Annotated in this window: 1 rRNA gene; it reads left to right on the top strand. The window is 50.7% G+C overall.

The features are described 5' to 3' along the window. Positions 1–51: 51 nt before the first annotated feature. A 23S ribosomal RNA gene (locus AB0C25_RS36585) occupies positions 52–1,128 on the top strand; the annotation flags it as partial.

Here is a 1,128-nt window from a genome sequence, read left to right as displayed (position 1 = left end):
CACGCACAGCCATGACAGTAAAGTGAACGTTGAAACAATTTCGGGTTGTGAGGTTAAGCGACTAAGCGTACACGGTGGATGCCTAGGCAATCAGAGGCGATGAAGGACGTGCTAATCTGCGAAAAGCGTCGGTAAGGTGATATGAACCGTTATAACCGACGATATCCGAATGGGGAAACCCAGTGCAATTCGTTGCACTATCGTTTGATGAATACATAGTCAAACGAGGCGAACCGAGGGAACTGAAACATCTCAGTACCTCGAGGAAAAGAAATCAACCGAGATTCCCCTAGTAGCGGCGAGCGAACGGGGAGCAGCCCAGAGTCTTAATCAGCATTAGCATCAGGAGAACAGTCTGGAAAGGCTGGCAGTAAAGGGTGATAGCCCCGTATCCGAAGGTGTTAGTGTTGTGAACTCGACGAGTAGGGCGGGACACGTGTTATCCTGTCTGAATATGGGGGGACCATCCTCCAAGGCTAAATACTCCTGATTGACCGATAGTGAACCAGTACCGTGAGGGAAAGGCGAAAAGAACCCCGGCGAGGGGAGTGAAATAGAACCTGAAACCGTGTACGTACAAGCAGTGGGAGCACCCTTTAGGGTGTGACTGCGTACCTTTTGTATAATGGGTCAGCGACTTATATTCTGTAGCAAGGTTAACCGTATAGGGGAGCCGTAGGGAAACCGAGTCTTAACTGGGCGAATGAGTTGCAGGGTATAGACCCGAAACCCGGTGATCTAGCCATGGGCAGGTTGAAGGTTGGGTAACACTAACTGGAGGACCGAACCGACTAATGTTGAAAAATTAGCGGATGACTTGTGGCTGGGGGTGAAAGGCCAATCAAACCGGGAGATAGCTGGTTCTCCCCGAAAGCTATTTAGGTAGCGCCTCGTGAACTCATCTTCGGGGGTAGAGCACTGTTTCGACTAGGGGGTCATCCCGACTTACCAACTCGATGCAAACTACGAATACCGAAGAATGTTATCACGGGAGACACACGGCGGGTGCTAACGTTCGTCGTGAAGAGGGAAACAACCCAGACCGCCAGCTAAGGTCCCAAAGTCATAGTTAAGTGGGAAACGAAGTGGGAAGGCTTAGACAGCCAGGATGTTGGCTTAGAAGCAGCC

This window comes from Micromonospora sp. NPDC048839, assembly GCF_040649915.1.
Taxonomy (GTDB): Bacteria; Actinomycetota; Actinomycetes; order Mycobacteriales; family Micromonosporaceae; genus Micromonospora.
This window is presented reverse-complemented; position numbering and strand designations above follow the sequence as displayed.